This window comes from Kribbella sp., from assembly GCF_035655035.1.
GTDB lineage: Bacteria > Actinomycetota > Actinomycetes > Propionibacteriales > Kribbellaceae > Kribbella.
The window spans coordinates 1-2,562 of record NZ_DASRVN010000192.1; the positions used below are offsets into that span (position 1 = coordinate 1).

General features: G+C 70.1%; 4 protein-coding genes. 2 read left to right on the plus strand and 2 right to left on the minus strand.

Annotation, left to right across the window (positions count from 1 at the left end):
- A partial coding sequence (locus VFF46_RS11350; RefSeq protein ID WP_325037042.1) for an MOSC domain-containing protein occupies positions 1 to 567 on the minus strand: 567 nt, incomplete at its 3' end.
- A gap of 58 nt (positions 568 to 625) precedes the next feature.
- On the opposite strand from VFF46_RS11350, the gene VFF46_RS11355 reads away from it, so the two are divergent.
- On the plus strand, positions 626 to 1,138 hold the full coding sequence (locus tag VFF46_RS11355; protein WP_325037043.1) for a helix-turn-helix transcriptional regulator: 513 nt from the start codon (positions 626 to 628) through the stop codon (positions 1,136 to 1,138).
- Positions 1,139 to 1,149: 11 nt separating this feature from the next.
- Here VFF46_RS11355 and VFF46_RS11360 read toward each other — a convergent pair whose 3' ends face one another.
- A complete protein-coding gene (locus tag VFF46_RS11360; RefSeq protein ID WP_325037044.1) occupies positions 1,150 to 1,956 on the minus strand; it encodes a fused MFS/spermidine synthase in 807 nt (268 codons plus the stop codon).
- Positions 1,957 to 2,113: 157 nt separating this feature from the next.
- Here VFF46_RS11360 and VFF46_RS11365 point away from each other — a divergent pair.
- A partial coding sequence (locus VFF46_RS11365; RefSeq protein WP_414673053.1) for a lactate/malate family dehydrogenase occupies positions 2,114 to 2,562 on the plus strand: 449 nt, incomplete at its 3' end.

The window sequence follows — 2,562 nt, forward strand, 5'->3', positions numbered from 1 at the left end:
CGGTTCGGGCCAGCCGGAGATGACGACGTTCGGGCGGAAGCGGTTCATCGGGATCGCGGTGCCGCCGTATTCGAGGATGCGGGCGTTCAGGCTGTCGAGGGAGGCGTACGACGTGATCATCAGCGCGTGCGCGTCGCCGTACCCGGTGAGACCGGGATGCGCTCCCCACCCGGCGCGTTCGTGTTCGGGGGTGACGCGGACGAGGGCGGCCGTCGTACCCAGCCGTTCGGTGAACCACGCGTCGGCGTCCGGGTCCTGTACGACGCCCTGCCCGAACCACTTGCCGAACAGGCTGACGTCGCGGCGCTTCCCGTCGTACCGGATGGGGATCTCGAGGTCGGGGGCGGCCGGGCCGGACAGGCGGAGTACGTCGCCGGACAGCGACGCGTGCAGCGTCGCCATCGCCGGGAGTTTGCGTTGGCTGAGGAACGTGCCGTCGGGTTCGACAAGCATGAAGAGCCGGTCGTCACGGAGGCCGGTCGGGCCCACTTCGGCGGATTCGACGGGGATCCCCGCCAGGCCCTTCACCGGGTAGTAGGTCAGGGCGGCAACCTTCGCGACAGACACGCCTCCAAGACTAACCGGCGGTTGATCTGTTGAAACATGTTGAGTTATGTTTGATCACGTGCAGGATGTCGAGGGGTTCGCCGCGGGCTTGCAACGGGTACGTCGGCACGCGGGGCTCACGTACCGCGAACTGGCCGAGCGGGCGCACTACTCGCACCCGCATCTGATCCGCACCACCAGTGGGAAGCAGCTGCCGACGTGGGAGGTGGCGGCGGCGTATCTGTCCGGGTGTGGGGTGCCCGCGGATCTGATGCCGGTATGGCGGCGGCGGTGGGAGGAGGCGAGCCGCGATCCGCGGGACATCGTCGATCTGCTGGACAGTGCCGACACCCTCGCGGAGCTCGGGGCCGCTGTGGCGGCGTTGTCGCAGCCGCGGTCGTTGCGGGTTCTCGAGCAGGAGACCGGGATCCCCCGGGCAACGATCCAGGCCTGGCTCCGAGGCACCCGCTCCCCCGGCCGCGACCGCCTCGACCACCTGGTCCGCTCCGTCGGCGCAACCCCGGAACAGCGCGCCGCTGTCAGCCGAGCACTCGACCGCCTCACCACCGCCGAGCCAATCCCAACCCACTGACCACCGGGAGATCAGCTGCGGAAGACTGAGGCGGGGGCTTGGGGGGTGGTGAAGGGTTCGGTGTCGGTGAGGGGTGTGGACTTGCCGGCCAGGGCTTGGAGAGGGGCTGGTTCGTACGGGGGCTGTGCGCGGCGGCCCTGGGTGGTGAGGTCCGGGAGCGGGTGGCGGGAGGCGACGAGGATGACGTTGCCGAAGGCCTTGCCGCGGAGGATCTTGCGTTCGGCGAGGGCCACGCCGGGGCCGATCGCGGATGCGACGGTGGCGGCCGTACGGCGGATGAACGGGAGGCCGGACTGGCCGTCGATCAGGTTGGCCACCAGTACGCCGGTCGGGCGCAGAACCCGGGCGCATTCGGTGAAGAACTCGGTCGTAACCAGGTTCGGGGGGACGGCCTCGTGCTCGAACGCGTCGAGGATCAGCAGGTCCATCGAGTCGTCGTACAGCTCGGTGATCCCGGCTCGGCCGGTGGCCGGGCGGACCTTGATGCCGGAGCGCTTCGGCAGGGGCAGTGCCTCGCGGACGAACTCGGTCAGGTCCTCGTCCGGTTCGAGCACGATCTGCCGGGATCGCGGGCGGGTCGCGGCGACGTACCGGGGCAGGCTCAGCGCGGCCCCGCCGACGTGCACGACCGCGATCGGCTGGCGCCGGGGCGCGATCGCGTCGACGACGTCGCCGATCCGGCGCATGTACTCGAACGACAGGTGAGTGGGATCGGCCAGGTCGACCTGCGACTGCGGCGACCCGTCGATACGCAGTACGAACGTCCCGTCGTGCTCCGCCTCGACACTCGCCAACCCCGACCCGGTCCGCCGCTCCACCCCACCATCCTCCCAGCACCCCCGCTCCCCCGGACCGGCGCGCCCTGGGGTGGAGCCAGTCGGCTTCCTTCTCCTGGGCTCCGCCGCCCCCAGCGTTGGTACCGCGCACGCGACTTGCTAGCGTCCGAAGCACCACAAAGTACAAAAGGAGCGTGTCGTGAGCACTACACCGGTGAAGGTGGCCGTTACCGGGGCCGCCGGGAATATCGGCTACAGCCTGCTGTTCCGGATCGCGAGCGGTGCGCTGCTCGGGCCCGACACCCCGGTGGAGCTGCGGCTGCTGGAGATCACCCCGGCGCTGAAGGCGCTCGAGGGCGTCGTGATGGAGCTCGACGACAGCGCGTTCCCGACGCTGGCCGGGATCGAGATCGGCGACGACCCGAACAAGGTCTTCGACGGCGTCAACGTCGCGCTGCTGGTGGGCGCGCGGCCGCGGACGAAGGGGATGGAGCGCGGCGACCTGCTGGAGGCGAACGGCGCGATCTTCACCGGTCAGGGCAAGGCGCTGAACGACCACGCCGCCGACGACATCCGGATCACCGTCACCGGCAACCCGGCGAACACCAACGCGCTGATCGCGAAGAGCAACGCCCCGGACATCCCGGC